Source organism: Bacillus sp. JJ664, assembly GCF_036962205.1.
Taxonomy (GTDB): Bacteria; Bacillota; Bacilli; order Bacillales; family Bacillaceae_G; genus Gottfriedia.
In genome coordinates this window covers 1-1,947 of sequence record NZ_JBALMS010000235.1, presented here as the reverse complement: position 1 = coordinate 1,947, position 1,947 = coordinate 1, and the positions used below count along the sequence as shown (strand labels likewise).

Annotated in this window: 2 protein-coding genes; both read left to right on the top strand. The window is 31.4% G+C overall.

Translation table 11 applies throughout. The features are described 5' to 3' along the window. The first annotated feature begins 248 nt into the window (after positions 1-248). Positions 249-506 (top strand): hypothetical protein, encoded by a 258-nt coding sequence (locus tag V7056_RS20660; RefSeq protein ID WP_499704264.1) that lies wholly within the window; start codon positions 249-251, stop codon positions 504-506. A 138-nt stretch (positions 507-644) separates the two neighbouring features. Beyond that, positions 645-1,778: a stage II sporulation protein P gene (gene spoIIP / locus V7056_RS20655; protein ID WP_499704263.1), complete on the top strand. Its 1,134-nt coding sequence runs from the start codon at positions 645-647 to the stop codon at positions 1,776-1,778. Positions 1,779-1,947: the final 169 nt, after the last annotated feature.

Here is a 1,947-nt window from a genome sequence, read left to right as displayed (position 1 = left end):
TTTTTTTGCAAAAAAAAATTTTAAAGATATACAACCATTTAATATTAATTTCACGTACCGAAATATGTGTTCATTCTTAATTTTTGCATCTTTTAAGGGTTTGTTTTGCTCTTAATTTATCATTTCATAATGAACTTGCCTTATTTTGCGAAAAAACTTGTTCATATATAGGTATGTACACATTCATAAACGACCATCTCTACGTATGTTAAGTATGTACAATAAAATAATTATAGAGGTGTTTTTACATGTGGGGATTTTGTGGTGGTTGTAATCACAGACGTACTGAGCCAGTAAGAGATGATAGAAGAGACGATAGAGAGTGGGTAACTGTACGCAAACCATGCAATAGAAAAAATGACGAGGACTGTGGCTGTCACAAAGATAGAGATAGAGATCGTAACAACTCTGTATCACCAAGCTCTTTCTGCGAACGCCAATTGCGTGCAGCTGAAGACAGTTGTATCGCAAATCCTAGAACAAACTTTTCTGGTTGCAAAAGATAGTATTTTAGTCTAGTCTTATCTGCTAAGGTTAATCTATGTCTATTCTTTAAAAAGGTGTCTATAAAGACACCTCTTTTTTATAGAAATTTTCATTCTATTTAATAGAGCTTGTACATAACATTTAATAGAGGTGATCAAATGAGACAAGCAATCTATATAAAATCTATTAACCTGAAACGAGTTACGGCAAGTGTCTTTGTTGGCATTGTCTTATTATTTTTAGTCGCAAGTCTTTTTGTTACATCAATGAAAAATACAAAATCATACTACATACATCAATGGTTTGAAAAAATGAGCTATGAAGGGTTTATCAAAGCATTTGAGTATGAAAATGGTCATTTCAAATTAGGAAACGAATTATCAAAGAGTGGACAACCTATCAGCAATATTTTATTTTCGTTCATCACAAATATCAGACTTTATGATCCAAAAAGTCTTTTAGTTCATGAAATTTCAAGTATGACTAAATTTGAAAATAATATATTAGTCGCCGGAGAGGGTACAGATTTTACGAATTTACCAATAGAATCTAGTTTAACGATTAATGAAATCAATCAGAATCCGGATGTTAAAGATCCAGTCAATGAACCGATGAAACCATCTAAACCACCAAGCAAAACAACTGATGGAAATGTGTTTTATATTTATCATTCACATAGCTGGGAATCATTTTTACCCCTAATTCCTGGGGCAAAGACACCAAACCAAGCTTCATCACCTAAAGTAAATGTTAGTTTACTAGGTGAGCGTTTAAAGAAGAACTTGGAAGCTGCAGGTATTGGTGCTGTTGATGATAAAACAAATATCGGAAATGAATTATCAAAAAGGGATTGGACTTGGGGATCATCTTACAAAATGTCTAGACTCGTTGTGCAAGAAGCAATTGCTCAAGATAAGAATTTAGATTATTTAATTGATATTCACAGAGACGATCAAAGAAGAAAAGTAACAACCATTGATATTGATGGCGAAAAATACGCAAAACTCTACTTTGTTGTAGGCGTTGAAAACAAAAATTATAAAAAGAACTTAGAATTCGCAAAAGCAATAAACAATGAAATTAAGAAAGTTAATAAAGGTTTATCAAGAGGGATCTACAGTAAGAACTATAAACAAGGTAATGGAGTATACAACCAAGATTTATCTCCTAATTCTTTACTAATTGAAGTAGGTGGAGTTGATAATACATTACCTGAACTATATCGTACAATTGACTTACTTTCGGATATTTTGAGTGAATACTATTGGAATGCTGAGAAAGCCAAAAGCTAAGAAAACAGCAAGTTAAAGAAAGATACGAAAATATCAATAATGATAATAATGATCCCGTTAAAAGGCGACTAATTAATTGTTAATTAGTTGTCTTTTTTATTGATCGCAAATCATGAATGAGTGTTTCAATTAACCTTACCTAAGTATTAATAAATAATATTATTATGTA